Source organism: Labedella phragmitis, from assembly GCF_004078635.1.
Lineage (GTDB): Bacteria > Actinomycetota > Actinomycetes > Actinomycetales > Microbacteriaceae > Labedella > Labedella phragmitis.
Map to the genome: position 1 here is coordinate 143198 of NZ_RZNB01000007.1, position 26640 is coordinate 169837.

Below are 26640 nucleotides of genomic sequence, written 5' to 3' on the forward strand. Positions count from 1 at the left end.
GTGCGCCGCGCACGCGCCCTCCTTGTCGCTGTCGGCAGTCGCGCGACTCGAACGCCGGGACCGCCGGTGCGGATGAGACAATGGGGTCATGACGATCACCTCTCCCGCCGCGACGGACGCCGAGTCCCCGTCGACCGCTCCTTTCGCCGTCGCCGACCTCTCCCTCGCGGAGGCCGGGCGGCACCAGATCCGGCTCGCCGAGAACGAGATGCCGGGGCTCATGTCGCTCCGCGAGGAGTTCGGTCCCACGCAGCCGCTCGCGGGCGCTCGTATCGCGGGTTCGCTTCACATGACGGTCCAGACGGCCGTCCTCATCGAGACCCTCGTGGCCCTCGGCGCCCAGGTGCGCTGGGCGAGCTGCAACATCTTCTCGACGCAGGACGAGGCGGCCGCGGCGATCGCGGTCGGACCGACCGGGACCGTCGAGGCGCCCGCCGGTGTCCCCGTGTTCGCCTGGAAGGGTGAGACGCTCACCGAGTACTGGTGGGCGACGAGCCGCATCTTCGACTGGTCGGCCGAGGCGGCAGCGGCCGGTGCGGACTGGACGGGTCCGAACCTCATCCTCGACGACGGCGGCGACGCGACCCTCCTCGTTCACAAGGGCGTCGAGTTCGAGGCCGCCGGAGCCGTACCCGAGGCGACGGACGGCGACAGCGAGGAGTACCGCGTCATCCTCGACGTCCTCCGTCGATCGCTGTCGGAGAGCGACGACCGGTGGACCCGGATCTCGCGCGACCTGCTCGGCGTCACCGAGGAGACCACGACCGGGGTGCACCGCCTCTACGAGTTGCACCGCGATGGCGACCTGCTCTTCCCGGCCATCAACGTCAACGACTCCGTCACCAAGTCGAAGTTCGACAACAAGTACGGCATCCGCCACTCCCTGCCCGACGGCCTGAACCGTGCGACCGACGTGCTCATCGGCGGCAAGGTCGCTCTCGTCGCCGGCTACGGCGATGTCGGCAAGGGCGCCGCCGAGGCGCTCCGCGGTCAGGGCGCTCGGGTCATCGTCACCGAGGTCGACCCCATCTGCGCCCTTCAGGCCGCGATGGACGGGTACCAGGTCTCGCGCCTCGAATCCGTCGTCGGCGACGTGGACATCTTCGTCACCGGAACCGGCAACAAGTCCGTCATCACGACCGAGCACATGCTCGCGATGAAGCACCTCGCGATCGTCGCCAACGTCGGTCACTTCGACAACGAGATCGACATGGACGGGCTCGCGCACGTCGAGGGTGCCGAGCGGATCGAGATCAAGCCGCAGGTCCACGAGTGGCGCCTCCCGACGGGTCGCTCGATCCTCGTGCTCTCCGAGGGTCGCCTCATGAATCTCGGGAACGCGACGGGGCACCCCTCGTTCGTCATGAGCAATTCCTTCACCAACCAGGTGCTCGCGCAGATCGAGCTCTACACGCGGCGTGAGGAGTACCCCATCGGTGTCTACGTCCTGCCGAAGCACCTCGACGAGAAGGTCGCGCGCTTGCACCTCGACGCCCTCGGGGTCGAGCTCACACGGTTGAGCCCCGAGCAGGCGGCCTACATCGGCGTGCCGACGGACGGACCCTTCAAGGTGGACCACTACCGCTACTGATCGGACGAGGAACGGCGATGCCCCGCAGTGGCCCTCCGCGGCATCGCCGTTCTCGTGTCCGGTCGCGTCGGCCCGGCCAGAGGCCCGGTGTCGGTCAGCGCTCCGGGAAGTGATGGGGATTGCCCTCGAGCGTCGGTCGCAACCGATCGAGTCGCTCCTGCTCGAGGGTGAGCTTGCGGAACTCGCGCTCGCGCCGGATCGCCGCGACCGCGAAGAGGAAGCGCTCGGGCGGCACGTTCGGGAGCGGTGACACGTACGGCGCGGCCTCCGCCGCGAGTTCGCCGCCGAGTCGCTCGCGCGCTCCCGGCGACAACCGCTCGACCTGCTTCAAGTACTGAGCGATGCGGCGCGCCAACCGGTCGGGCAGTCGGCCGACGTCGGCCGTGGCGGCCCACGCGCCGAGCTCCGCCGGAACACCGTAGACGGGTTCGACGACACGGGGCACGCGTTCGTGCTGCGAGTACGTCCCCGCGAGGAGATCACCGAGCCGCTTCGAGCGATCACTCAGCAGCCCGACGAGCGCGGCGACGCCGCCGAGGGTCATGTAGATCTCGAAGAAGGCGACGAGCGACCGGATGAAGGCGTGCCGGAAGCCGATCGCACCGCCGTCGTCGCGGACGATGCGCGCGCCGATCGCGAGCTTCCCGAGCGAGCGGCCCTTCGTCGCCAATTCGACGGCCGTCGGCACCACGATGAACGACAGCACGACGATCACGATGAGCCCGGCCTGCATGGCCGCCTCGTCGATCGCGAACTGCTCCGCCGCGACGAAGAGCAGGAACAGCAACCCGAGCCCCAGGAGGACGTGCACGATCAGGTCGATGATCGCTCCCGCCGCGCGGAGGATGAAGCTCGCGGGGCGGACGTCGAGCGCGACGGCCTCGCCCGTGACGAGCTCGTGCGGGTCCGCGGTCGTCTGCACGCTCGTCGTCATGGATATCATCGTAATCGGATGGATCTCGACGCCTACGCAGCCGCTCATCGCGCGGAATGGGACCGCCTGGACGCGCTCGGCCGCCAGGGGTCTCTCTCGGGTGCCGACGCCGACGAGCTCATCCACCGCTACCAGTCGGGCGCGACCCAGTTGTCGGCGATCAAGTCGACCGCCGGATCGACGGCCGTCGGCGACCGGTTGAGCGTCTCCCTGTCCCGCGCGCGCTTGCGCTTCACGTCGGCGGGTCGGAACGCCCTCTCGCAGATCCCGCGCTTCTTCGTGCTTCAGCTCCCCGCTGCGCTCTACCGCCTCCGTTGGGTCACGCTCGGCGTCTTCGTGGCCTTCACGATCATCGCGTCGCTCTACGCGACGTGGATCGCGACGAATCCGCAGGCGCTCGCCGCACTGGGCGACGAGGAGTCGCTGCGTCAGACGGCCGAGCAGGGTTTCGTCGCGTATTACTCGGAGAATCCCGCGACGTCCTTCGCCGGCCGGGTCTGGACGAACAACGCGTGGATCGCCGCTCAGTGCATCGCCTTCGGCATCACCGGGGTGTGGGTGCCCTACGTCATCGCGGGCAACGCCCAAGGGGTGGGCCTCACCGCCGGCATCATGTTCGCGTTCGACGAGGGTGACACCTTCTTCCTCTACATCCTCCCGCACGGGCTCCTCGAACTCACGAGCGTCTTCGTGGCGGGAGCCGCGGGCCTCCGGATCTTCTGGGCTTGGGTCGCGCCCGGTCGGTCGTCGCGGGCCCACGCGCTCGCCCGGGAGGCTCGTGCTCTCTTCACGGTCGTGATCGGGCTCATCATCGCGCTGTTCGTCTCCGGGCTCATCGAGGGCTTTGTGACGCCGGCCCCGTGGCACCCGGCGGTGAAGATCGCGATCGGGGCCGTCGCGCTCGGCGCCTTCCTCGCCTACATGCTCGTCCTCGGACGGCGGGCGGCTCGAGCGGGGGAGACGGGTGACCTCGACGAGTTCGAGCGCGGAGCGACGACGCTCGTCGCCGGCTGACGCCCGGGGTGTGCCGCCGCGGCTGCTCGGCCGCATGAACGCCTCGATCCGGTTCCTCGTCTGGGGGAGGGGGCATCGGCGCCCTCGCCTCCGGCGCGCTCGGGAGCGGTGTCGGCGTCGTCCCGACGATGTGGATCGGGGCGGTCGGCGCCCTCTTCGCGGCCGTGCCCGTCTGGTTCTCGCCGCTTCTCGGGATGCGCAGGCTGTCCGCGGAGTGGTCGCCCCCGGCGGTGTCAGCCCGCCTCGACCTCCGAGCGCGATCGTGAGGCCAGGCGCACCGCGAGGGCCGCGATGATCGCGCCGACGAGGGGGAAGAGGACGAACGCCCAGAGTTGCGAGATCCGGTCGGGGCCCGCGAAGAGAGCCGTGGCGAATGATCGAGCCGGGTTGAATGAGGCGTTCGACACGGGAAGTGCTACGAGCGTCATCGCGACGAGTGTCGCGCCGATGACGGACGCGGCGACGCCGGACGCACCTGGGCGAGCGGCCCGCGGAGCGACGGAGCAGTAGACCGCGACGAGGAGGGCCGTCGCGAGGGTCTCGACGAGCGCCACCGCGACGAGGCCGTACCCGTCGGGCGATCCCTCGTAGCCGAAGCCGCCGGACGCGAATCCGGCGCGCTGCGCCTCCTGAAGGGCGCCGGGCGGACCGTCGGCCACGACCGCGAGGACGAGACCGGCGCCGAGCGTCGCCCCGACGAGTTGCGCGATGAGGTACGTCGAGACGTCGCGCCACGGGAAACGCCCCGCGACGGCGAGCCCCACCGTGACAGCCGGATTGACGTGGGCCCCCGACACCCGGCCGAGCGTCGCGACGACGGCGAGCAGCGCGAAGCCCGTGGCGACCGCGAGGCCCATCGTGCCGAGCACGGCACCGCCGATGACGGACGAGCCGACGAAGACGGCGGTCACGACGAAGGTGCCGAGCGTCTCGGCGCCCACGACGGCGGCGAAGCGGGGTTCGGTATGCGAGCCGGTCATGATCCGACAGTATCGATGGCCGGAGGAGGAGCCACGTCTCACGCGCCGGGCGCGAGGCTCAGAGTCGGCCGGCGGCCTTGAGCGCGAGGTAGTGGTCCGCGAGCGCGGGCGGCAGGTCGCTCGGCGAACCGGTCACGACGTCGGCCCCGGACCGGCGCACCGCCGCGGCGACCCGCGCGGCGTCGAGGACGGCGCGTTCGGCGGCCGCCGCACGGTACACGGCCTCGCGGTCGCCCCGATCGTTGCGCGCCTCGATGACCGCGGGATCGGTCACCGACACGACGGCGACGGTGTGGCTGCGCGTCAATTGCGGGAGGACCGCGAGCAGCCCGCTCGACGCCCCCGGTGTCTCGATCGACGTCAGCAGCACGACGAAGGCGTGACGGCTCGTGATCTGGCGGACGTGGCCGGGCACGGCGTCCCAGTCCATCTCGATGAGGTCGGGGTCGATGTCGGCCATGGAGTCCACGAGCTTCGCGAGCAGATCGGCTCCCGTCGCTCCCGTGACCCGACCCCGAACGCGTCGGTCGACCGCGAGGAAGTCGACCCGGTCGTCCGCCCGCGTCGCGAGCGCGGAAAGCAGCAGGGTCGCCTCGAACGCCGTGTCGAGTCGGACCTCGTCGGCGATCCGGGCGGCCGAGGTGCGGGCCGTGTCGACGACCACGACGACGCGCCGGTCACGTTCCGGTCGCCACGTGCGGACGACCAGGTCGGAACGGCGGGCGGTCGCGCGCCAGTCGATCGAGCGGACGTCGTCGCCGCGGACGTACTCGCGCAAGGAGTCGAACTCCGTCCCCTGGCCGCGGACCATGACGCTCGTCGCCCCGTCGAGTTCGCGCAGGCGTGCGAGGCGGCTCGGGAGGTGCTTCCGCGCGTTGAAGGGCGGGAGGACGCGCAGGACCCCGCGCGACGCGATCGTCGCCTGGCGGGCACCGAGGTGCAGTGGACCGACGGAACGGACGGTGACGTGCTCGGACCGTCGCTCACCGCGGCGGACGGGGCGCAACGTCTGCTCGATGCGTCGTCGTTCACCGGCGGGGATGATGACCCGGCTCCGTTCGAACGGAGCCCCGGCAGTCGGCTGCCAGCCGTCGCGGACGAGTGCGCGGACCGTCCGTCGACCGGTGTTGACGATGAGGAGCTCGCTCGTCGTCGCCTCGCCGAGCCGGACGCGGTCCGCGATCGACCGCGTGATGCGGAGCGATCGGGGCGAGCCGGCGAGCGCGACGTCGATCACGAGCAGGAGGATCGAGAGCGCGATCCACCCGGCGAGCACGGCGAAGGAGCGCGACGGATCGGCGCCCACCGCGACGACGGGGACGACCCCGAGGCACAGGAGCGCGACGAACCAGCCCGTGACCGCCATCTAGATCGGGACCTGGACCTGCTGGACGATCGAGCGCAGGATCGCGTCGGTCGCGACGCCCTCGAGCTCGGCTTCCGGCCGCAATTGCAGCCGGTGTCGCCAGACCGGGATGACCATGGCCTGAACGTGGTCCGGCGTGATCGAGGCGTAACCGCTCAACCACGCCCACGCCTTCGCGGAGGCGAGCAGAGCCGTCGTCGCGCGAGGGCTCACGCCCATCCGCACCGACGGGCTCCGACGAGTCGCGCGCGCGAGGTCCACGATGTAGGCGAGCACGTCGGCGCCGACGGCCGTGCGGGCCGCGGCGGCCTGAGCGGCCGTGAGCTGCTCGCTCGAGAGCACGGGGGAGACACCGGCTCCGGGCAGGTCGCGCGGGTTGAAGCCCGCGGCGTGCCGTCTGAGCACCTCGACCTCGGTGTCGCGTTCCGGGAGATCGAGGACGAGCTTCAGGAGGAACCGGTCGAGCTGCGCCTCGGGAAGCGTGTACGTGCCCTCGTACTCGATGGGATTCTGGGTCGCCGCGACGAGGAACGGGTCGGGAAGGGGGCGCGTGACGCCGTCGACCGACACCTGCCGCTCCTCCATCGCCTCGAGGAGGGAGGACTGGGTCTTCGGCGGCGTGCGGTTGATCTCATCGGCGAGCAGGATGTTCGTGAAGACCGGCCCCTCGCGGAACTCGAACTCCCCGCGCTTCCCGTCGTAGACGAGCGAACCGGTGACGTCGCCCGGCATGAGGTCGGGTGTGAACTGCACGCGTTTCGTGTCGAGCTGGAGCGCGTGGCTCAGGGTGCGCACGAGGAGCGTCTTCGCGACGCCGGGCACACCCTCGAGAAGGACGTGGCCGCGTGCGAGCAGCGCGATGATGAGGCCCGTGACGGCGGCGTCCTGACCGACGACGGCCTTGCCGACCTCGCTGCGAACGCGTGCGAGCGAGTCTCTCAGGGCGTCGGACGGATCATGGGAGGCGCGGGGTGCCGCGTCGGGGGAGGTGGGGTACTGGTCGCTCATCGTGCTCTTCTCCCGGTGGGGTCAGTGAGGGTGCGGATCTGGGCTTCGAGGATCGTGAGGGCGTCGGAGAGGCCGACGAGCTCGGCGTCGCTGCGAGGGACGGCGTCGATGAGGATCGACCGCACCTCGTTCGGGGACCGTCCCGTCAGGGCGGCGGCGGCGGCGGAGACGTCTCCGGCGTCGGCGTGGCGGGACAGCGCGAGCAGCGACGCGATGCGCTCTATCGCTCCGATCCGGAGCGAGTCGAGCGCCCGGAGCCGTGCGGAGGTGCGCTGGTAGAGACGAGCGCGACCCTCCATCGTCTCGCCGGCCCTGACCGTGACGGGAAGGGGCTCGACGACGAGGGGACCGAATCGGCGGCCCCGCCAGACACCGGCCGCGACGGTCGCGAGCAGGACGAGCAGGAGGGAGGGCACGACCCAACCGGGTGTCAGCTCGCCGATGGTGGGAGGGGCGTCGGCCTCGACGTCGGCGAGTCCGGGGACGTACCAGACGAGTTCGTCGCTCGCTCCGAGGAGGCCGAGCGCGAGCGCCGCGTTCCCGTAGTTCGTCACGGAGCCGTTCGCGAAGACCGCAGGCGAGCCCACGATCGTGAGGGGAGTCGCTCCGGGGACGGAGACGACACCGAAGCGATCGCCGTCGACGGGGAAGCAGCCTTCGACGTCGCCATCGATGCGGTAGGTGTTGTCGACCGTCGCGCGTTCCGCCCGCTCGGACGTCGGGTCGGAGCACTCGGCGTCCACACCGTCGCCGCCGGCTGAACCCGCGATGCGGACATCGGGAGCGAGCTCCTGCAGGACCGGGAAGGAGGGGTCGACGAGGACGATCGAGCCCGCTGCCCCTGCGAGACCGGCGAGCCGCGACGGGTCGAGGTACGGGGTGTCGACGACGAACAGCGTCGCGTCGCCGGCGCTCTCGAGCGCGCCGAGCGCGTCGTCGGCACTCGCGACGGCCGTGACCGTGACGCCTTCGGCTTCGAGCACCTCGGCAACGGCCTTGGCCCCCTCGGGGTCGGCGCTCGTCGGATCGAGAGGAGGAGCACCCGTCGACCCGGCTCCCGCCATGGAGGAGACGACGGCGACGACGAGGAGTCCGAACGCCGCCATGACGATCCAGAAGACGGCTCGGCGCAGCCGCGTGCGGAACCGCGGGGTGATGACGGCGTCCTCGCCGATCTCGGGAGCCCGCGTGTCGGTCATGCTCATACCGGCGCCCCGTCCGGGGCGTCGGCGAAGACGGGAGAGCGTCGTGAGGCGGTCGCGTCGAGGTCGGTGATGGAGCGGTAGAGCTCCACCGTCCCAGTCGCTCCCGCATACCGCACGGCGTCGAAGCCGGTGGAGGCCGAGTGGACAGCATTCCCCAGATCCGGGAAGGCGCTCGAGGCGTGGCGCGCGAACTCGTGCGCCGTGGTCCCCGGGAGCATCGTTATGACGGTGCGCTCCTGCAGGCCGCGCGCGAGCGCGCGGAACGCGTCGAGCGAGGCGGCGGTGTAGTCGCCGCGAGCGGCGGCGCTCGCCGCGTCCCGTCGGAGTTCGGCCGCCGACCGCCGCTCCTCGGCCCCGAAGAGACCGTCATCCACGCGGCTGCGCCGGTTGAGTCGCGGAACGCCCCAGACGAGGAACGCCACGACGATGCCGACGACGAGGAGGACGGCGATCACGACGGGCACGATGCCGCCGAGGGAGCCATCCGTCGGGACGATGAGTGATTGCAGCCAGTCCGAGATCGCCTGGCCGACGAGGTCGAGGAGGGTGGGCTGCGCCGCCTGGTACTCGGGGTCGGAGAGCTCGCGCAGGAGGAGCTCCCGCGCGTCGGGCGCTGAGGGGTCGACCGGAACGTCGGTCCACGGGAATCCGAGCGACAAGGGTCAGGCTCCGCCGACCCGCTCACGCGCACCGAGGGGGAAGGGGTCTTCCACTCCCGCGTCGCCCGTCTGCCGCGCCTCCACGAATCGCGTCAGCTCGAGGTCGAGCCCTTCTTTCCGCATGCGCAGGTCGATGTAGACGAGCGCGATCGCCGCCGCCTGCACGACGGAGGTGATGGCGGTCACGACGAGGGTGACGAGGAGCAGGAGGATGTACGTCACGACGAACGTCGCGAGGGCGGTCCCCTCACTGCTGCCGGTGGGGTCCACGAGGACGCCGCCGATGCCCATGATCATGCTGATGGGGAACGTCACGACCTGACCGGCGGCGCTCAGGATGATGGCGACGAGCGCGAGCACGCCGAAGGTCCGCCAGAAGTAGCCGACCGTGAGCGACCACGACCGCGACACCGCGCGGAAGACGGGCGCGCGTTCGAGGACGATGAGGCTCGGCACGATCGCGAGCTTCGTCGAGAGCCACGCGAACAGTACGACGAGCGCCAGACCGGCGAGGACCGCGACGCCGATGCCGAGGCCGATGAAGTCGGTCCCGATCGCGATGATCGCCCACACGATGCCGACGACCGCCCCGAGCGCGAGCACGACCGCGACGGTCGTGATGAGTGTCCAGCCGACGAGGGCCCAGAGTCGGGGGAGCGCGCCCTTCCAGACCTGGCCGAGCGTGAGCTTCTCGCCGAGCGTCGCCCTCGCGACCTCCGCGACGACGACGCCCTGGACCATGACCGTGCCGATCACCGAGATCACGACGGGGACGAGGGCGGCGAGGATGATCGCGAGGATCGATCCGGCCGTGATCGTCTCGCGGTCCTCGGGAGCGGCCGAGGCGATGCGATCGGTCACGAACCACGTGACGGAGCCCAGGACGAGTACCGTGACGACGATCACGAGCCCCTGAACGAGGATCGCACTGCCGAATGTGGCCTTGGGGTTCCGGCGGAGCGCCTGGAACGGGGCGCCGAGCAGCGTGCCGAATCCGAGCGGGCGCAAGGGGATGAGGCCGGGCTTCGGCGGCGGAGCCCATCCCGCGGACGGCCCGCCCGCCGCGGTCGCGGCCCAAGCCGGTGCTCCGGCGGGCTGTCCGTAGGCGGGCTGCCCGTACGTCGGCTGCTGCCCGTACGTCGGCTGCTGGCCGTAGGTCGGCTGCTGGCCGTAGGTCGGCTGCTGGCCGTAGGCGGGCTGCTGGCCGTAGGCGGGCTGCTGGCCGTAGGCGGGCTGCTGGCCGTACGGGGGCTGCTGGCCAGAGGGACTCTGCTGTCCTGCGGGGTTCGTGGCGTTCCACGGCGAACCCGCCGGTCGGGGAACGGCGGCGGGAGCCGCCCAGGGCATCGCGGGGGGGCCCTGCTGGGGAGCGACCGCGGCCCCGCCATCGGGTGTGGGCCCGTTCTCCGGGGGCGTCCCCGCGTTCTCCCGCTCGCGCGCGTCCTCGACCATGTGGACAGACCCTTCCGCAGTCACCGTGAGATTCCGTTGCCCCATGCTTTCACACGGAAAGGGGCGCGCACACGGCGGGTCGGCGTCGTGACGCCTCGTCGATTTGGTACCTCGACTACTCTGGGGGGAATATCGCGGGTGCGATCGGGCATCGCGGCCCGCGTGAGAAACGAGAACGGGGCCCATGAGCGCACGAATCCTGGTCGTCGACGACGACACGGCTCTCGCCGAGATGATCGGCATCGTCCTGCGCACCGAGGGCTTCGACACGGCCTTCTGCGCCGACGGTGCGCTCGCCGTCGAGACCTTCGAGCGGGAGAAGCCCGACCTCGTCCTCCTCGACCTCATGCTCCCCGGTATGGACGGCATCGAGATCTGCTCGCTCATCCGCCAGGAGTCGGGCGTCCCGATCATCATGCTCACGGCGAAATCCGACACGACCGACATCGTCGGGGGACTCGAGTCTGGAGCCGACGACTACATCGTCAAGCCTTTCAACCCGAAGGAGCTCGTCGCCCGGATCCGGACGCGCTTGCGCCCCGCGGCCGAGTCGTCGAGCGACATCGTGCGCATCGGCGACCTGACGCTCGACGTGGCCGCCCACGAGGTCATGCGGGGCCAGACGCGCATCTCGTTGACGCCGCTCGAGTTCGACCTCCTCCTCACGCTCGCCTCGAAGCCCCAGCAGGTGTTCACGCGGGAGATGCTGCTCGAGCAGGTCTGGGGTTACCACTACAAGGCCGACACCCGACTCGTGAACGTGCACGTGCAGCGCTTGCGTGCCAAGGTCGAGCTCGACCCCGACAACCCGCGCATCGTCATGACCGTGCGAGGCGTCGGCTATCGTGCGGGCGCAACCGACTCGGCGTGAGACCGTGTCCGACGCCGGTCCCGACCCCCTGAGGCTCGTCCGCTCGATCCGCTCCCTGCCGAGGAGGGTCGCGGCGGCGTGGCGCCGTTCCCTGCAGTTCAAGACGGTCGTCGTCACGCTCGGCCTCACGGGTCTCGCGGTGTTCATCGCCGGCGCCTACATGTCGGTCAGCATCGGGAACGACCTGTTCCAGTCGCGGCTCGACCAGGTCCTCGTCGATTCCGCGCGAGCGCAGCTCGCGGCGCAGCGCACGTTCGATGCCGCCGAGACGGGCGAGGCCGTCAACCTCGACGGCGTCATGGGCTCGGCCCGCAACGACATCGCGACGGTCTCCTCGTCCCGCCTCATCACCGTGTACCGCGTGCCCGGTCAGGACTTCGACCCTGCGGCCCCTCAGGACTTCGAAAGCCCCGGCCTCGACACCCGCGTCATCTCGGCCGGCCTCCGTGAGGAGGTGGCGGAGAACTCCGACGGGCAGTGGTGGCAATCGGTCGAACTCTCCGACAGCCGCGGCGGCTCGCCCGCGATCGTCGTCGGTCAGCGAATCACCGTGCCGGGTGCCGGCGACTACGAGCTCTACATGGGCTACGACCTGAGCGATCAGGAGGAGACGCTGCAGTTCGTGCAGCGCACGCTGCTCTTCGCGGGACTCGCCCTGCTCGCACTCATCGGTGCGGTCGCCTGGGCGGTGGTGCGGATCGTCGTTCTCCCGATTCGCGTCGCCGCCGAGACGAGCGAGCGGCTCGCCGCGGGGGAGCTCGAAGTGCGCATCGATCGCCGCGGTGAGGACGAGATCGCGACTCTCGCCCGGTCGTTCAACGCGATGGCGGAGAGCCTGCAGTCCCGGATCAAGGAGCTCGCCGAGCTTTCGCTCGTGCAGCAGCGCTTCGTGTCGGACGTCTCGCACGAGCTCCGGACGCCCCTCACGACGATCCGGCTCGCGGGCGACGTCCTGTACGACCAACGCTCCGATTTCCCGCCGGCGACGGCGAGGACGGCGGAGCTCCTGCACACACAGGTCGAGCGGTTCGAACTCCTGCTCGCCGATTTGCTCGAGATCAGTCGGTACGACGCCGGATCGGCGGAACTCGAGACCGAACGCACGAGCATCGCCAGACTCGCCGAGGACTCCGTCGACGAGCTCGGCGAGCTCGCCCGCCAGCACGGCTCGGACCTGCGCCTCGTCGCGCCGGGCGGCTACACGGAGATCGACGTCGATCCCCGCCGCATCCGCCGCATCGTGCGGAACCTCGTCGGCAATGCCATCGAGCACGGGGAGGGCCGTCCCATCGTCGTCTCGGTCGACAGCTCGGAGACGGCCGTCGCCCTCGGGGTCCGCGATTACGGCCTCGGCATGGCCGAGGTCGACGCCGAACGCGTCTTCGACCGCTTCTGGCGCGCCGATCCGTCACGACGGCGCACGATCGGCGGCACGGGCCTCGGCCTGTCGATCGCGCTGAGCGACACGATGCTGCACGGTGGTGCGCTCGAGGTCTGGTCACGGCCGGGCGAGGGCAGCCTCTTCCGCTTGACGCTCCCGCGCACGCCCGGCGGTCCGCTCGGCGACTCCCCGATCCCGCTGCCCCCGCTCGACGCCGATGCGCCCGGCACGGCGCCCGTGTCCCTGTCCGTCCAGTCGACATCGAAAGAGGTGGGCTCGTGAAGCGCGTCGTCGCAACGATCCTCGCCGCGTTCCTCGTGATCGTGTGCGCCGGGTGCGCGGGGATCCCGCGGAGCGGTCAGGTCCAGGAGGGCCAGCCGGTCACGGCGGACGACGGCCTCGACATCACGTTCATCCCGAGCGGCCCTCAGCCCGGGTCGACGCCAGAGCAGGTGTTGAGGGGCTTCATCGCCGCGGCATCCGGACCCCAGAACAACTACGCCGTCGCGCGGGAGTACCTGGCCCCGCGGATCGAGCGCGAATGGCAGCCGGACGTGAGCGTGCTCGTCGACGCCTCGGCGGAACGTCGGTTCCAGGCGGAGGGGGACGCCGTGCAGTTGTTGAGCGTCTTCCCCGACGCGCAGGTGGACGCGAACGGCGTGTACGAGCGGAACCCGTCGGACAACCCCGTCGTGCTGACCTACGGGTTCGAGGAGGTCGACGGGGAGTGGCGCATCAGCTCGGCCCCCGACGGCATCGTCCTCGACGCGAGCACCTTCACGACGGTCTTCGGCACGTACGCCCTCATGTTCTTCGACCCCACCTGGACCTACCTCGTGCCCGATCTGCGATGGTTCCCGACGCGGGCGTCGACGGCGACGACCGTGGTGAAAGAGCTCCTCGACGGGCCGTCGCCCTGGTTGAGCGGCGGCGTGAGGACGGCGTTCCCCGACGGCACGGCGCTGTCGACGCAATCCGTGACGGTCGACGGAGACGTCGTACGGATGGACTTCTCCGGGGGGTTCACGGGAGAGAACGCCGTCGCGCAATCGAGGATGCGGGCGCAACTGGCAGCGAGCCTCACCGGGATCGGTACCCTCGGACCCGACAGCATCTCCTCGCAGGGAGCGGTCGTCTCGATCGACACGTTGACGGTGCCGTCGCCGCGCGTGGATGCCCGTGCCCTCGTCCTCGCCGAGGACGGCTTCGGATTCCTCTCGGGCGACGTGGTCGAGCGGATCGATGGACTGTCGCCTGCTGTCGAAGGCCTCGCGCCCTCAGCCGTGTCGGTCGGTGTCGGCCTCGCGTTCGCCGCGGCGCTCACGCCAGACGGCGTCTTCATCGTTCCCTCGACAGGGGACGACCCCCTCCGGGTCGACGGCCGCGGCGGTCTCCTGCCTCCGACGGTCGATCCCTTCGGGTACACCTGGAGCGTGCCGAGCGACGACCCCGGGGCCGTGCTGGCCTTCCGTCGCGACGGCAGCTCGACGGAGGTCGCGACGCCCTGGCCGGAGGCGTCGAGCATCTCGTCGCTCCAGGTCTCCCGAGACGGGACACGCGTCGCGGCGCTCGTCACGACGGCGTCGACGACCCGGCTCGTCGTCGCCGCGGTCACGCGCTCAGAACCGACAGGGCCGCCCACCGTGATCGGCGACCTGTACGAGCTCGACGAGACGACCAACAGCCCCGTGGCGGTGACGTGGGTGGACGACCGGTCGGTCGCGGCGCTCACCGAGGACGACGAGGGCGACGGCGAGATCGAGGTCTACACGATCGGATCCAGCAGCACGATCGCTCCGGCGCTCGCGGGTGCGACGACCGTCGTCGGCGCCAACACGCCCCAGCAGATCCGCGCCCTGCTCGGCACCGGGGAGATCCGTGTCCGGAGCGGATCCGGGTGGCAGACGCGTGCGACCGGCGTGGAGGTCCTCGCGACCCAGTTGGCGTCACTCGGCTGACGCCCACCGACCCGGTCGGCCGCTCGTCGTCCACCGGGACGTCGGCACGCACCCCCGGGAGATCGCCGCGGCGGGAACATCGGCGAATGCTCGTTCCGTTGCCGTCGTCCGTCGCACGCGCTCTCCGTGATGCGCTCGCCGTCGTGTTCCCGGTAGCGTGCCCGGGCTGCGGCGCCCCCGACGAGGTCGTCTGCGCCGACTGTCGAGCGGAGTGCGTCCCACGCGTGCGATGCGAATCCGTCGGGGGGATCGACGTGTGGTCGGCCGTCGACTACGCCGGAGCCGTCGCCCGTCTCATCGTCGCGTTCAAGAACGACGGTCGCACGAGCGTCGCGCCCGTGCTGGCGGAGCCGCTCGGGCGGAGCATCGACGCGGCGATGTCTCACGCCGGAACATCGGACGAGATCGGCGTCGTGGCGATCCCGGTCCGGCGCTCGTCCCTCCGGCGGAGGGGATATCGACCCGTGCACCTCCTCGCGCGTCGAGCCGGCGTCGACGTCGAATCGATGCTGCGATTCGTCCGGGAGCCGCAGGACCAACGGCGCCTCGGCCGCGCGGACCGAGCGAGGAACCTTGCGTTCGCCATGCGCGGATCCCCCGCCATCGCAGGTCGGAGGGTGCTCATCGTCGACGACGTCCTGACCACCGGCGCGACCCTTTCGGAGGCCGTCAGAGCGGTGCGCGAAGCCGGGGGAGAGGTCATCGGTGCCGCCGTGCTCGCCCGCACGCGGCGTGGCCGACGGGCCTCGCGGCGCGTCTGAGAGGTGGGTCGGAAGTCTCGTGACAAGAATCGGAAGCGGCGCTAGTGTCGATTGACACGGCGTGGAAGAACCGTCCGAATCGTCAGGCGGCACGCCGAGAACGGGGAGGTCGCTGTGGAAACCAACATCGTCGGTCTGGGACTGGGGATCACGGATCGCTTCCGGGACTACGTCGAGGAGAAGTCCGAGAAACTCGGTAATCTCGCGGACCGCGCGCTCGCGTTCGACGTCAAGGTCAGCCGCCACCACGACAAGAGCGGGAAGCCGGGGGACGACCGCGTCGAGCTCACTCTCGTGGGCCCTGGACCGCTCGTGCGGGCCGAAGCATCCGGATCGGACAAGTATGTCGCCTTCGACCTCGCGATCGCGAAGATCCTCGAACGTGTCAGACGATCGAAGGACCGGAAGAAGGTGCATCGGGGGCGAGGTCGCACTCCGCTCCGCGCCGCGAGCGAGCAGGGCTTTGTGAACGCGGGTCTGCAGGCCGCTCCCGTCGAGGTCCTCGCGGCGGTACAGACCGGGTCCGTCCCCGTCGCGGGCGGTGACGCGGAAGCCGAGGAGGAGGACTACAGCCCCGTCGTCATCCGCGAGAAGGAGTTCCCCGCCGAGTGGATGACCGTCGACGAGGCCGTCGACCGCATGGAGCTGGTCGGGCACGACTTCTTCCTCTTCATCGATGCGCGGACCGATCAGCCGAGCGTCGTCTACCGCCGCAAAGGCTGGGACTACGGCGTCATCGAACTGGTCGACGAAGCGAAGGCGAAGGCCAAGGGCGCCTGACCGCCTGAAGTGACCGACGGCGATGGTGCACGCAGTGCGCCATCGCCGTCGTCGTATCCGCGATCCCGCGACCATCGTGTCGCGGGGTCCTCAGACGGAGCGGACCTTCACCGGTCGCCCGCGCCGCGGCTTCTCCGTCGCCAGCGGGATGGACTGCGCCGGCGTCTCGGTGAGCACCCGTCGGCAGTGGTCGAGCCACGCGAGTTCCGCCTCGGCGTCGAAGACGAGGCCGTCGCGCACGAGTCGTCTCGACAGCGACGCTGCAGACCCGTCGGTCCCCGTCTCGTCGGCGCGGAGCTGCTCGAGCCGAGCCTCCGTCGCGGTCCTCTGGGCGCGCAGGACGGCTCCGACGTCGGAGTCCGGGAGGGTCGCGGCGATCGCGACCTTGATCGCGAGCTCATCCCGGGCGCCGCGAGACGGCAGCGTCGGCTCGTCGAGCCAGGACACCGTGGACTTCCGTCCCGCCTCCGTGATCTCCCAGTAGAGGTGGCCGTCGGCGTCGGTCTCACCGCGCCGGACGAGCCCGTCGCGTTCGAGCCGCTCGAGCGTCGTGTAGGTCTGTCCGACGTTGAGGGGCCACGTCGATCCGGTCCGCCGGTCGAACTCCGCCCGCAACTGGTACCCGTAGCACGGTCCGATCGAGAGGATCGCGAGCAGGCTCTGTCTGACGGTCATGGCGCTCCGGTCGGTCGGATTCGGATACCCGGTAAATATATACGACCTATACGTATCGTGAGTCGAAGACCGGCGTCAGCCGAGGAACCCCCTGAGGAGCGCCGCTGAGCCCGCGAGGTGCTCGGCCATGGCGCGGGCAGCGCCATCGGCATCACCCGTGAGGATCGCGATCACGATCGCTTCGTGCTGTTCGTCGGAGTGCCGGATGTTGCGATCGAGCAAGGGGATGTCGTCGAGCAGGAGGTTCACCCGCATCCGGTTCTCCGCGAGGAGGGGGAGCAGCGATGGTGATCCCGTCAATTCTCCGATCACGAGGTGCAGCCGCGAGTCGAGTCGACGGTACTCGTCGCCCGTCACGGCCCGCGTGTCCGTGAGGCTCGACCAGAGCAGGTCGCGCTCCGCCGCCGTGAGCGCTCGAGACGCGGCCGATCGTGCGGCACCCACCTCGAGGATCGACCGGAGCCCCAGCACGTCGTCGATCTCCGCCGGTGACGCTCGGAGGCGCGCGGGATCGTCGGAGCCCGCCACCCCGTGCGCCCGGTCCGGGAGCGGATCGCACACGAAGGTCCCGCCGTAACGGCCGCGGCGCGACACGAGGTAGCCCGCGGTGCCGAGTTCCTTGATCGCGTCGCGGACCGTGTCGCGACTCACGGCGAGCCGAGCGGCGAGGTCGCGCTCCGGGGGAAGCGCGTCGCCGGGTGCGACGAGGCCGAGGCGTATGGTCTGGAGCAGCCTGTTGACGGTCTCCTCGAACGCGTTCTGCTCATGAACGGGTCGGAGGACCGCGTCGCCCGCCGTGGTGTTCCGCGCCGCTCCGTCACCGTCGGGTTCCGTCGGTGTCACAGGGGCGTCACGTAGGCCGACCCGATCCCGCCGTCCACCATGAAGCTCGACGCCGTGATGAAGGATGCGTCGTCGCTCGCGAGGAACGCGACGGCGGCGGCGAGCTCCTCCGGTTCGGCGAAGCGGCCCACCGGGACGTGGACGAGGCGACGGGCGGCGCGCTCCGGATCGGACGCGAAGAGCTCGGTGAGGAGAGGAGTGTTCACGGGGCCCGGGCACAGCGCGTTGACGCGGATGCCCTGGCGCGCGAACTGCACGCCGAGTTCGCGCGTGAGGGCGAGGACCCCGCCCTTCGATGCCGTGTACGAGATCTGCGACGTCGCCGATCCGAGGACGGCGACGAAGGACGCCGTGTTGATGATGGATCCCGATCGCTGTCGCACCATGTGGCGCAGCGCCGCGCGCGAGCAGAGGTACACGGAGGTGAGGTTCACGTCCTGCACCCGCTGCCAGGCGGGGAGCTCGGTCGTCTCGATCGAGTCGTCGTCGGGAGGAGAGATCCCCGCGTTGTTGAAGGCGATGTCCAGGCGGCCGAACCGCTCGACGGTCTCGTCGAAGAGGTGGTCGACGGAGTCCTGGTCGGAGACGTCGCAGTGCAGGTAGTGGCCGTCGACTTCGTCGGCCGCCGCCGATCCCGCTCGATCGTCGAGGTCGGCGATCACGACGGTGGCGCCTTCGGCGGCGAATCGGCGCGCGGTGGCGAGCCCGATGCCGCTTCCTCCACCCGTGACGACGGCGATGCGGCCGCCGAGCCGTCGTGTGAGATCGATCGGGGTCACGGTCATCGGTTCTCCTCCGGTGCGTCGTCGATGGCGAAGAACACGTTCTTCGTTTCAGTGAAGGCGAGGGGCGCGTCGGGACCGAGCTCGCGCCCGAGCCCCGATTGCTTGAAGCCGCCGAACGGCGTCGTGTAGCGCACGGACGAGTGCGAATTCACGGACAGGTTCCCGGATTCGACGGCGCGCGAGACCCGGACGGCCCGCGACAGATCGCGCGTCCAGATCGATCCGGACAGGCCGTAGTCGGTCGCGTTCGCGAGGGCGATCGCGTCCGCTTCGTCGTCGAACGGCACGACGGAGACCACGGGGCCGAAGATCTCCTCCCGGAAAGCGCGGTCCGTCCGTCCAGGGGTCAGGACCGTCGGTGGGAACCAGAAGCCCTCCCCGGTCGGCGCCGAGCCGCGGAACGCCACAGCGTCGTCGTCGGGGACGTAGCCGGCGACCTTCGTGAGGTGCGCACGGGACACGAGCGGACCCATCTCGGTATCGGGGTCGAATGGATCGCCCACCACGACGGCCCGGACCGCGGGTTCGAGCAACTCGAGGAAGCGGTCGAACACACGCCGTTCGACGAGGATGCGGCTGCGGGCGCAGCAGTCCTGGCCGGCGTTCTCGAAGACGCCGGATGGCGCCGTCGCCGCCGCCCGCTCGAGATCGGAGTCGGCGAAGACGATGTTCGCGCTCTTCCCGCCGAGCTCGAGGGTCACCCGTTTCACGTTCTCCGCGGCTCTCGCCATGATGGTCTTGCCCGTCGCCGTCGAGCCCGTGAAGACGATCTTCCGAACGTTCGGGTGCGTGACGAGCCTGTCGCCGACGACCGACCCGAGCCCGGGGAGGACCTGGAAGAGGTCGGCGGGCAGTCCCGCCGCGATGCCGAGCTCGGCGAGGCGCAGCGAGGTGAGCGGCGTCCATTCGGCCGGTTTGAGGACGACGGCGTTCCCGGCTGCGAGCGCGGGGGCGAAGGCCCACGACGCGATCGTCATGGGGAAGTTCCAGGGGGTGATGACCCCGACGACGCCGATCGGCTCGTGGAAGGTGATGTCGAGGCCGCCAGCGACGGGGATCTGCGCTCCGGCGAGGCGCTCGGGTGCTGCCGCGTAGTACTGGAGCACATCGCGGACGTGCCCTGCCTCCCAGCGCGCTTGAGAGATGGGGTGGCCCGAGTTGCGCGCCTCGAGTTGCGCGAGCTCCTCGACGGCGCCGTCGACTGTCGCGGCGAACGCACGGAGGACCTCCGCGCGGCCGCCCGGCGCGAGCCGCGCCCAACCGCGCTGGGCCACGACTGCGCGAGCGACGGCGGCGTCGGTCTGTTCGACGTCCGCGAGTTCCAGTTCGACGAACGGTGCGCCCGTCGAGGGGTCGACGAGGCTCGTCGTCGTCATGCCGGTACTCCTTCTGTCGTGCGTCGGTCGTCGGCACGACGGTCCGCGCCGACCCGCGCGGCCTCGACGACGGCTTCGAAGAGGCGGAGGTCGTCGAGGTCCTCCTCGGGGTGCCACTGCACGGCCACGACGAAGGAGGCGCCGGGCAGCTCGACGGCCTCGACGATGCCGTCGCTCGTGTGGGCGCTCGCGACGAGGCCGTCACCCAGCCGGTCGACCGCCTGATGGTGGTAGAGCTTCACGGCGACGCGCGGGCCCACGATGCCCGCGAGGGCGGTCTCCTCCTGCACCGACACCTCGGCTTGAGAGAAGATGCCGCCGCCCCGCTGGTAGCGGTCGTCGCCCACGATGTCCGGAAGGTGCTGGTGGAGCGTCCCTCCTCGAAGGACGTTGAGGACTTGCGCGCCGCGACAGATCCCGAGCACGGGGAGATCGCGATCGAGCGCCCCCTCCAGCAGGTCGAACTCCCACGCGTCGCGATCCGGCCGTGGCTCGTCGGAGTCCGGGTGGGGGGTCTGCCCGTAGCGCGCCGACTCGATGTCCTTCCCGCCCGTGAGAACGAGAGCGTCGAGACCCGCGAGTACGCGGTGGGCGACCGCCGTGCTCGACGGTTGCGGCGGCAGCAGCACGACGGTGCCGCCCGCGCGCGTGATCGCCTCGATGTAGACGTTCGGCAGAAATGACGCCGGAACGTCCCACACCCCCGTCGTCGACTGCTCGAGGTACGTCGTCATCCCGACGACGGGACGGTATCGCTCAGAGTCGTTCGAACCCACGGACCCTCTCCCAGTCGGTGACGGCGGCGTCGAAGGCGGTCTGCTCGACGCGAGCGGCGTTCAGGTAGTGTTCGACGACGTCGTCGCCGAACGCCTCTCGAGCCACGGAGGAGGCGCCGAAGAGTGCAGCGGCATCCCGCAGCGTCGACGGCACCCGGTCGGCGTCGCTCTCGTACGCGTTGCCCGCGAGGGGCTCACCGAGCTCGAGCTGCTGGTCGATCCCGTGCAGTCCTCCGGCGATGAGCGCCGCGACGGCGAGGTACTGATTGACGTCACCGCCCGGCACGCGGTTCTCCATCCGCATCGACGGCCCGTGCCCGACGACGCGAACCGCACAGGTGCGGTTGTCGAAGCCCCACGCGACGGCGGTGGGGGCGAAGCTCCCGTCGGCGAACCGCTTGTAGGAGTTGATGTTGGGTGCGAGGAAGAGGGTCAGCTCCCGCAGGGTCGCGAGCTGACCGGCGACGAAGTGCCGGAACATGGCGGACATCCCGTCGGCCGCTCCGGCGTCCGCGAAGACGAACGCTCCGTCGGTGCCGCGGAGCGAGAGGTGGACATGGCAGCTGTTGCCTTCGCGCTCGTTGAACTTGGCCATGAAGGTGATGCTCTTGCCGTGGGCGTCCGCGATCTCCTTCGCCCCGTTCTTGTAGACGGAATGGTTGTCGCACGTCGCCATGGCGCCCGTGTAGCGGAAGGCGATCTCCTGCTGGCCGAGGTTGCACTCGCCCTTGACGCCCTCGCAGTACATGCCGGCCCCGTCCATGCTCACGCGGATGTCGCGGAGCAGCGGTTCCATCCGCGTGGAGGCGTGGAGAGCGTAGTCCACGTTGTAGTCGCTCGCCGGCGTGAGGTCGCGGTAGCCGCGCTTCCAGGCGTCGCGGTAGCCGTCGTCGAAGACGATGAATTCGAGTTCGGTGCCCACGTAGGGCACGAGCCCGCGTTCCGCGAGCCGCGCGATCTGGCGCGCGAGGATGCGGCGCGGGGACTGTTCGACGGGTCGTTCGTCGAGCCAGTGCAGGTCCGCCGTCACGATGGCCGTGCCGGGAAGCCACGGTGCCAGACGCAAGGTGTCGAGATCCGGGATCATCGCCATGTCGCCGTAGCCGGTCTCCCAGCTCGACATGCTGTAGCCGCCCACAGTGTTCATCTCGACGTCGACGGCGAGGAGGTAGTTGCAGCATTCGGCGCCGTGCGTCGCGACCTCCTCGACGAACAGTCGCGCCGAGACGCGCTTGCCGACGAGTCGGCCCTGCATGTCGGTGAAAGCGACCACGACGGTGTCGATCTCGCCTCTCTCGGTCAACGCCGTGAGGCGCTCGAGGGTGAGATTGCCTGTCGTCATGGCTGCTCCCGCGGTAAAGGTCGGTTGGCGTTCATTGAAGCACACTGAGGCACGGCCCCGTGCCCCTTCTGTTACAGGATGTTTACATCTAAAGGTTGGTCGGCGGTACCAATCAAGGAATAGTCTCTCGCTCAACCGCTCCGCCTCCGCTCCACCGCAGTGCTCCCCGCCGACGAAGAGAAAGAGGACCAGATGGCCGCAGCAGACAAAGTGAGCGTCTCCGGCGTCACCTACAGTCAGGCGGAAGCCGGCTACTTCGAGAAGCGCAGCCTCAAGCGCACCGCGGGTTTCTGGGGGATCTGGGGCATCGGCATCGCCGCCGTCATCTCCGGCGACTTCTCCGGCTGGAACGGCGGACTCGCGGTCGCGGGATGGGGCGGGCTCGTCATCGCCTTCGGTCTCGTCATCGTCATGTTCCTGCTCATGATCAACAGCATCGCGGAGATGGCGGCCGCGATGCCCCACACGGGCGGCGCCTACTCCTTCGCCCGCGCCGCGATGGGACCGTGGGGAGGCTTCGTCACGGGTTTCGCCGAGACGATCGAATACGTCATGACGACCGCCGTCGTCACCTACTTCTCCGCGCAGTACGCCGATCAGATCCTCGACACCCTCGTCGGCGTGAGCCTTCAGGAGCAGTCGATGATGTGGGTCTGGTGGCTCGTCCTCTACGCGATCTTCGTCGGGCTCAACTCCATCGGGGCCAACACGTCGTTCCGGTTCGCGATCATCGTCGCGATCATCTCCCTCGGCATCCTCCTCGTCTTCGCGGTCCTCTCGCTGACATCCGGGGCCTTCGACGTCGCCAACCTCTTCGACCAGCCAGCGCAGGAGGGCGGTTCGGCCTTCCTCCCGTTCGGATTCTGGGCCGTGATCGCCGCGATGCCCTTCGCGATGTGGTTCTTCCTGGGTATCGAGGAGCTCCCGCTCGTGGCCGAGGAGGCGCACGACCCCGAGAAGGACATCCCACGCGCGAGCATCTGGGGATTCGTGACACTCATCGTGACGGGTGGCACCGTGCTGCTCCTCAACCCGGGCGTCCTCGGAGCCGAGGCGACAGCCGGTTCGCTCGAGCCCCTTCTCGAGGGTTTCCGCTCGGTCATCCCCGCCGAGCTCGCGGCCGTCCTCTCCGCGTTCGCGCTCATCGGCCTCCTCGCCTCGCTCCAGGGCATCATGTTCGCCTACGGTCGGAACGTCTACTCCCTCTCCCGCGCCGGCTACTACCCGAAGTTCCTCTCCCTCACGGGAGCGCGCCAGACGCCGTACGTCGCGCTCATCGCCGGAGCCGTCGTCGGCTTCCTCTCGCTCTTCCTCGCGGAATACGGCGGAGCGACGGCAGGCGGCATCGTCCTCAATATCGCCGTGTGGGGGGCGGTCATCGCCTACATGCTGCAGATGGTCTCCTACGTGATCCTGCGTCGGCGCTTCCCGAACGCCCGGCGACCGTTCCGCAGCGTCTTCGGCGTCCCTGGCGCCATCGTCGCGGGCGTGCTCGCGTTCGTCATCTGGATGGGGGAGAACCTCAACCCCGCCTACACGCCCGCGATCATCGCCGCGATCGTCGTCTACGTCGTCGCGCTCGTCCTGTTCGCATTCTTCGGCCGACGCAACCTGGTGCTGTCGCCGGAGGAGGAGTACGCGATGTCGGGAGGCCTCCACGGCGACCCCGCGACCGAGGGTTATGGGGGAGCGGTCGAGGACGAGATCCTCGGTCGGCGCTGAAGCGGATCCGGCCGGTGTGCGCCCTGGGACGGGCGGTCCGACCGGCACAGGGATCCGACGACTTTCAGCGTGCGGTGAGCCGCCCGGACTAGCATGGGACGGTGCGGGGCGAAGCCCTGCCCGAGAACATGCACCGGCCGACGATAGAGGTCGATGTCGACGACGCACGAGTGGAGTATGTCCGTGGCCTCAGTACTGGAAAAGGTCCTCAGAGTCGGCGAAGGCCGAATCCTTCGACGACTGCAGAACATCTCGAAGACGGTCAACTCGCTCGAGGACGACTTCACCGGCCTCAGCGACGACGACCTCCGCAACGAGACCGTCGAGCTGCGTGAGCGGTACGAGAAGGGCGAGTCGCTCGACGACCTCCTGCCCGAGGCCTTCGCGGCCGTCCGCGAGGCGGCCAAGCGCACGCTCGGCATGCGCCCCTTCGACGTGCAGATCATGGGTGGCGCCGCGCTCCACCTCGGCAACATCGCCGAGATGCGGACCGGTGAGGGCAAGACCCTCGTCGCGACCCTGCCGGCCTACCTCAACGCGATCGCCGGCAAGGGCGTGCACATCGTCACGGTCAACGACTTCCTCGCCACGTACCAGTCCGAGCTCATGGGTCGTGTCTTCCGTGCGCTCGGCATGACGACGGGCGTCATCGTCTCCGGTCAGAACCCCGCGCAGCGCCGCGAGCAGTACGCCGCCGACATCACCTACGGCACGAACAACGAGTTCGGCTTCGACTACTTGCGCGACAACATGGCGTGGCAGTCGAAGGACATGGTCCAGCGCGGCCACTTCTACGCGATCGTCGACGAGGTCGACTCGATCCTCATCGACGAGGCGCGCACGCCGCTCATCATCTCGGGTCCCGCGTCGGGCGAGGCGAACCGCTGGTTCACGGAGTTCGCGAAGATCGCGACGCGCCTCATCGAGGGCGTCGACTACGAGGTCGACGAGAAGAAGCGCACCGTCGGCGTGCTCGAGGCGGGCATCGAGAAGGTCGAGGACCATCTCGGCATCGACAACCTGTACGAGTCGGCGAACACGCCGCTCATCTCCTTCCTCAACAACGCCATCAAGGCGAAGGCGCTCTTCAAGCGCGACAAGGACTACGTCGTCATGAACGGCGAGGTCATGATCGTCGACGAGCACACGGGCCGAATCCTCGTGGGCCGCCGGTACAACGAGGGCGTGCACCAGGCCATCGAGGCGAAGGAGGGCGTGACGGTCAAGGCCGAGAACCAGACCCTCGCCACCGTGACGCTCCAGAACTACTTCCGTCTCTACGACAAGCTCTCCGGCATGACCGGTACGGCCGAGACCGAGGCGGCCGAGTTCATGTCGACGTACAAGCTCGGCGTCGTCCCGATCCCCACGAACAAGCCGATGAAGCGCATCGACCAGTCGGACCTCGTCTACAAGAACGAGGAGTCGAAGTTCGCGCAGGTCGTCGAGGACATCGTCACGCGGCACGAGAAGGGCCAGCCCGTCCTCGTCGGAACCACGAGCGTCGAGAAGTCGGAGTACCTCTCGCGCCTGCTCGCGAAGAAGGGCATCCGGCACGAGGTCCTCAACGCGAAGAACCACGCTCGTGAGGCCGCGATCGTCGCCCAGGCAGGTCGTCTCGGTTCGGTCACCGTCGCCACCAACATGGCCGGTCGTGGAACCGACGTCATGCTCGGCGGCAACGCCGAGTTCCTCGCCGTCCAGGAGATGAGCCAGAAGGGCCTCTCGCCCACCGAGACGCCCGACGAGTACGAGGCCGCGTGGGACGACGTGTTCGCCCGAGTCAAGGCGGAGGTCGAGGAGGAGGCCGAGAAGGTGCGCGATGCCGGCGGACTCTACGTGCTCGGCACGGAGCGCCACGAGTCGCGGCGCATCGACAACCAGCTCCGCGGTCGATCCGGCCGCCAGGGTGACCCGGGCGAGAGCCGGTTCTACCTGTCGCTCACCGACGACCTCATGCGACTGTTCAACTCGGGAGCGGCCGAGAGCATCATGGGCCGCGGAGTGCCGGACGACGTCGCGATCGAATCGAAGGTCGTGAGCCGGGCGATCCGATCGGCCCAGGGTCAGGTCGAGTCGCGCAACGCCGAGATCCGCAAGAACGTGCTCAAGTACGACGACGTCCTCAACCGTCAGCGCGAGGCGATCTACGCCGACCGCCGCCACATTCTCGAGGGCGACGACCTGCACGAGCGGACTCAGAAGTTCCTCGAGGGAGTGATCGACGAGGTCCTCGACCAGCACCTCGCCGAGGGCTCGAGCGAGGAGTGGGACCTCGACGCCCTCTGGGTCGAGCTCAAGACGCTGTACCCGATCGGTCTCACGATCGACGAGGTCGTCCAGGAGGCGTCGACCCGCGGTCGGCTCAACCGTGACTTCCTGCGTCGAGAGATCCTCTCGGACGCGAAGCTCGCCTACGAGCGTCGCGAGGAGCAGCTCGGTTCTCCCGCCATGCGCGAACTCGAGCGCCGGGTCGTGCTTCAGGTGATCGACCGCCGCTGGCGCGACCACCTCTACGAGATGGACTACCTCAAGGACGGCATCGGTCTGCGCGCCATGGCGCAGCGCGACCCGCTGGTGGAGTACCAGCGAGAGGGCTACGCCATGTTCCAGCAGATGATGGGGCAGATCCGCGAGGAATCGGTCGGCTACCTGTTCAACCTCGAGGTCGAGGTCAAGAGCGCGGACACCGACGAGGTCGGCGCGTCGATCTCCGCGAAGGGGCTCGCGCGACCGGAGGGCGAGGAGGAGAAGCTCAGCTACTCCGCCGCGAACGAGGGCGGCGACGTCGAGGTCCGTAACCAGCGCGGCCAGATCGAGAAGAACGCGACGAATCGAGCGCGTCAGGCGGCCGCGAAGGCCACCGCGGCCGGAGCGGCCCCCGCTGCGCAGCCCGCTCAGCAGGCTCAGCGCCCCGGTCAGAAGCGTCAGCCGCAGAAGTCCCAGCCGGCTGCCCGAGGTGCGTTCGGCCAGTCGCAGGGCGACGACGGCGCAGCGGCGACGGGTAACCGCGCCCAACGGCGCGCGAGCGATCGCAAGGGCAAGTAGCGGTTCGCAGCCGACGACGAAGCGGTGGTCCCTCTCGGGGCCACCGCTTCGTCGTCGGCGGCCGTTCGACGCGAGCGCCGCGGCGGTGGAGGGGTCGCTTGATGGTGTCGCCC

General features: G+C 69.7%; 22 protein-coding genes. 9 read left to right on the forward strand and 13 right to left on the reverse strand.

What is annotated here, in order from left to right:
- Positions 1-88 precede the first annotated feature (88 nt).
- A complete protein-coding gene (gene ahcY, locus ELQ90_RS15115; protein WP_128496126.1) occupies positions 89-1591 on the forward strand; it encodes an adenosylhomocysteinase in 1503 nt (500 codons plus the stop codon).
- Positions 1592-1685: 94 nt separating this feature from the next.
- Here the strand turns inward: ahcY and ELQ90_RS15120 are convergent, their stop codons facing one another.
- Positions 1686-2525 (reverse strand): RDD family protein, encoded by an 840-nt coding sequence (locus tag ELQ90_RS15120; protein ID WP_128496127.1) that lies wholly within the window; start codon positions 2523-2525, stop codon positions 1686-1688.
- 18 nt (positions 2526-2543) lie between these two features.
- Between ELQ90_RS15120 and ELQ90_RS15125 the strand changes: the two genes are divergently transcribed.
- Positions 2544-3539 (forward strand): stage II sporulation protein M, encoded by a 996-nt coding sequence (locus ELQ90_RS15125; protein ID WP_128496128.1) that lies wholly within the window; start codon positions 2544-2546, stop codon positions 3537-3539.
- 233 nt (positions 3540-3772) lie between these two features.
- Here the strand turns inward: ELQ90_RS15125 and ELQ90_RS15130 are convergent, their stop codons facing one another.
- Genes ELQ90_RS15130 through ELQ90_RS15155 form a run of 6 tightly spaced genes read right to left on the reverse strand, consistent with a single transcriptional unit; the run spans position 3773 to position 10209 of the window.
- A complete protein-coding gene (locus ELQ90_RS15130; protein ID WP_128496129.1) occupies positions 3773-4519 on the reverse strand; it encodes an aquaporin in 747 nt (248 codons plus the stop codon).
- Positions 4520-4577: 58 nt separating this feature from the next.
- The gene (locus tag ELQ90_RS15135; protein WP_128496130.1) at positions 4578-5885 is read right to left on the reverse strand and encodes a DUF58 domain-containing protein; all 1308 of its coding nucleotides are present in this window, start codon (positions 5883-5885) and stop codon (positions 4578-4580) included.
- Positions 5886-6893, reverse strand: coding sequence for an AAA family ATPase (locus ELQ90_RS15140; RefSeq protein ID WP_128496131.1), 1008 nt, complete (start codon positions 6891-6893; stop codon positions 5886-5888).
- Complete coding sequence (locus ELQ90_RS15145) at positions 6890-8092, reverse strand: DUF4350 domain-containing protein (protein WP_166409112.1); 1203 nt, start codon at positions 8090-8092, stop codon at positions 6890-6892. The genes ELQ90_RS15140 and ELQ90_RS15145 overlap by 4 nt, the downstream gene beginning before the upstream one ends.
- 2 nt (positions 8093-8094) lie before the next feature.
- On the reverse strand, positions 8095-8757 hold the full coding sequence (locus tag ELQ90_RS15150; protein ID WP_128496133.1) for a DUF4129 domain-containing protein: 663 nt from the start codon (positions 8755-8757) through the stop codon (positions 8095-8097).
- A gap of 3 nt (positions 8758-8760) precedes the next feature.
- A complete protein-coding gene (locus ELQ90_RS15155) occupies positions 8761-10209 on the reverse strand; it encodes a DUF7847 domain-containing protein (RefSeq protein WP_128496134.1) in 1449 nt (482 codons plus the stop codon).
- Positions 10210-10393: 184 nt separating this feature from the next.
- Here ELQ90_RS15155 and mtrA point away from each other — a divergent pair, with 184 nt between their 5' ends.
- From mtrA to hpf, 5 genes are all read left to right on the forward strand, one after another.
- Positions 10394-11080, forward strand: coding sequence for an MtrAB system response regulator MtrA (mtrA, locus tag ELQ90_RS15160; protein WP_128496135.1), 687 nt, complete (start codon positions 10394-10396; stop codon positions 11078-11080).
- Between the two features lie 4 nt (positions 11081-11084).
- Positions 11085-12743 carry an MtrAB system histidine kinase MtrB gene (gene mtrB, locus ELQ90_RS15165; protein ID WP_208020678.1) on the forward strand — a complete coding sequence of 553 codons (1659 nt, stop codon included), beginning with the start codon at positions 11085-11087 and terminating at the stop codon, positions 12741-12743.
- Positions 12740-14419, forward strand: a complete 1680-nt coding sequence (locus ELQ90_RS15170) for an LpqB family beta-propeller domain-containing protein (RefSeq protein WP_128496136.1) — start codon at positions 12740-12742, stop codon at positions 14417-14419. The genes mtrB and ELQ90_RS15170 overlap by 4 nt, the downstream gene beginning before the upstream one ends.
- Before the next feature lie 86 nt (positions 14420-14505).
- Positions 14506-15180, forward strand: coding sequence for a ComF family protein (locus ELQ90_RS15175; RefSeq protein ID WP_128496137.1), 675 nt, complete (start codon positions 14506-14508; stop codon positions 15178-15180).
- A gap of 114 nt (positions 15181-15294) precedes the next feature.
- Positions 15295-15960: a ribosome hibernation-promoting factor, HPF/YfiA family gene (hpf, locus tag ELQ90_RS15180; protein WP_128496138.1), complete on the forward strand. Its 666-nt coding sequence runs from the start codon at positions 15295-15297 to the stop codon at positions 15958-15960.
- A gap of 90 nt (positions 15961-16050) precedes the next feature.
- Here the strand turns inward: hpf and ELQ90_RS15185 are convergent, their stop codons facing one another.
- From ELQ90_RS15185 to ELQ90_RS15210, 6 genes are all read right to left on the reverse strand, one after another.
- Entirely contained in the window at positions 16051-16635 is a 585-nt protein-coding gene (locus ELQ90_RS15185) for a PadR family transcriptional regulator (protein ID WP_128496139.1), read from the reverse strand.
- 75 nt (positions 16636-16710) lie between these two features.
- Positions 16711-17478, reverse strand: a complete 768-nt coding sequence (locus ELQ90_RS15190) for a FadR/GntR family transcriptional regulator (RefSeq protein ID WP_128496140.1) — start codon at positions 17476-17478, stop codon at positions 16711-16713.
- The gene (locus tag ELQ90_RS15195; protein WP_128496141.1) at positions 17475-18263 is read right to left on the reverse strand and encodes a 3-oxoacyl-ACP reductase; all 789 of its coding nucleotides are present in this window, start codon (positions 18261-18263) and stop codon (positions 17475-17477) included. The genes ELQ90_RS15190 and ELQ90_RS15195 overlap by 4 nt, the downstream gene beginning before the upstream one ends.
- The gene (locus ELQ90_RS15200; RefSeq protein WP_128496142.1) at positions 18260-19639 is read right to left on the reverse strand and encodes an aldehyde dehydrogenase family protein; all 1380 of its coding nucleotides are present in this window, start codon (positions 19637-19639) and stop codon (positions 18260-18262) included. The genes ELQ90_RS15195 and ELQ90_RS15200 overlap by 4 nt, the downstream gene beginning before the upstream one ends.
- Positions 19636-20373 (reverse strand): gamma-glutamyl-gamma-aminobutyrate hydrolase family protein, encoded by a 738-nt coding sequence (locus ELQ90_RS15205; RefSeq protein ID WP_128496143.1) that lies wholly within the window; start codon positions 20371-20373, stop codon positions 19636-19638. The genes ELQ90_RS15200 and ELQ90_RS15205 overlap by 4 nt, the downstream gene beginning before the upstream one ends.
- Before the next feature lie 22 nt (positions 20374-20395).
- Entirely contained in the window at positions 20396-21757 is a 1362-nt protein-coding gene (locus ELQ90_RS15210) for a glutamine synthetase family protein (protein ID WP_128496144.1), read from the reverse strand.
- A 192-nt stretch (positions 21758-21949) separates the two neighbouring features.
- Here ELQ90_RS15210 and ELQ90_RS15215 point away from each other — a divergent pair, with 192 nt between their 5' ends.
- Together ELQ90_RS15215 and secA are read left to right on the forward strand one after the other, a co-directional pair.
- Positions 21950-23479: an amino acid permease gene (locus ELQ90_RS15215; RefSeq protein WP_128496145.1), complete on the forward strand. Its 1530-nt coding sequence runs from the start codon at positions 21950-21952 to the stop codon at positions 23477-23479.
- A 183-nt stretch (positions 23480-23662) separates the two neighbouring features.
- Positions 23663-26527 carry a preprotein translocase subunit SecA gene (gene secA / locus ELQ90_RS15220; RefSeq protein WP_128496146.1) on the forward strand — a complete coding sequence of 955 codons (2865 nt, stop codon included), beginning with the start codon at positions 23663-23665 and terminating at the stop codon, positions 26525-26527.
- Positions 26528-26640 lie beyond the last annotated feature (113 nt).

Excerpts from the sequence above, each read along its gene's own strand:
- ahcY (WP_128496126.1), top strand. The coding sequence starts at position 89 with ATGACGATCACCTCTCCCGCCGCGACGGACGCCGAGTCCCCGTCGACC.
- ELQ90_RS15120 (WP_128496127.1), bottom strand. The coding sequence starts at position 2,525 with ATGACGACGAGCGTGCAGACGACCGCGGACCCGCACGAGCTCGTCACG.
- ELQ90_RS15125 (WP_128496128.1), top strand. The coding sequence starts at position 2,544 with ATGGATCTCGACGCCTACGCAGCCGCTCATCGCGCGGAATGGGACCGC.
- ELQ90_RS15130 (WP_128496129.1), bottom strand. The coding sequence starts at position 4,519 with ATGACCGGCTCGCATACCGAACCCCGCTTCGCCGCCGTCGTGGGCGCC.
- ELQ90_RS15135 (WP_128496130.1), bottom strand. The coding sequence starts at position 5,885 with ATGGCGGTCACGGGCTGGTTCGTCGCGCTCCTGTGCCTCGGGGTCGTC.
- ELQ90_RS15140 (WP_128496131.1), bottom strand. The coding sequence starts at position 6,893 with ATGAGCGACCAGTACCCCACCTCCCCCGACGCGGCACCCCGCGCCTCC.
- ELQ90_RS15145 (WP_166409112.1), bottom strand. The coding sequence starts at position 8,092 with ATGACCGACACGCGGGCTCCCGAGATCGGCGAGGACGCCGTCATCACC.
- ELQ90_RS15155 (WP_128496134.1), bottom strand. The coding sequence starts at position 10,209 with ATGGTCGAGGACGCGCGCGAGCGGGAGAACGCGGGGACGCCCCCGGAG.
- mtrA (WP_128496135.1), top strand. The coding sequence starts at position 10,394 with ATGAGCGCACGAATCCTGGTCGTCGACGACGACACGGCTCTCGCCGAG.
- ELQ90_RS15175 (WP_128496137.1), top strand. The coding sequence starts at position 14,506 with ATGCTCGTTCCGTTGCCGTCGTCCGTCGCACGCGCTCTCCGTGATGCG.
- ELQ90_RS15185 (WP_128496139.1), bottom strand. The coding sequence starts at position 16,635 with ATGACCGTCAGACAGAGCCTGCTCGCGATCCTCTCGATCGGACCGTGC.
- ELQ90_RS15195 (WP_128496141.1), bottom strand. The coding sequence starts at position 18,263 with ATGACCGTGACCCCGATCGATCTCACACGACGGCTCGGCGGCCGCATC.
- ELQ90_RS15200 (WP_128496142.1), bottom strand. The coding sequence starts at position 19,639 with ATGACGACGACGAGCCTCGTCGACCCCTCGACGGGCGCACCGTTCGTC.
- ELQ90_RS15205 (WP_128496143.1), bottom strand. The coding sequence starts at position 20,373 with ATGACGACGTACCTCGAGCAGTCGACGACGGGGGTGTGGGACGTTCCG.
- ELQ90_RS15210 (WP_128496144.1), bottom strand. The coding sequence starts at position 21,757 with ATGACGACAGGCAATCTCACCCTCGAGCGCCTCACGGCGTTGACCGAG.
- ELQ90_RS15215 (WP_128496145.1), top strand. The coding sequence starts at position 21,950 with ATGGCCGCAGCAGACAAAGTGAGCGTCTCCGGCGTCACCTACAGTCAG.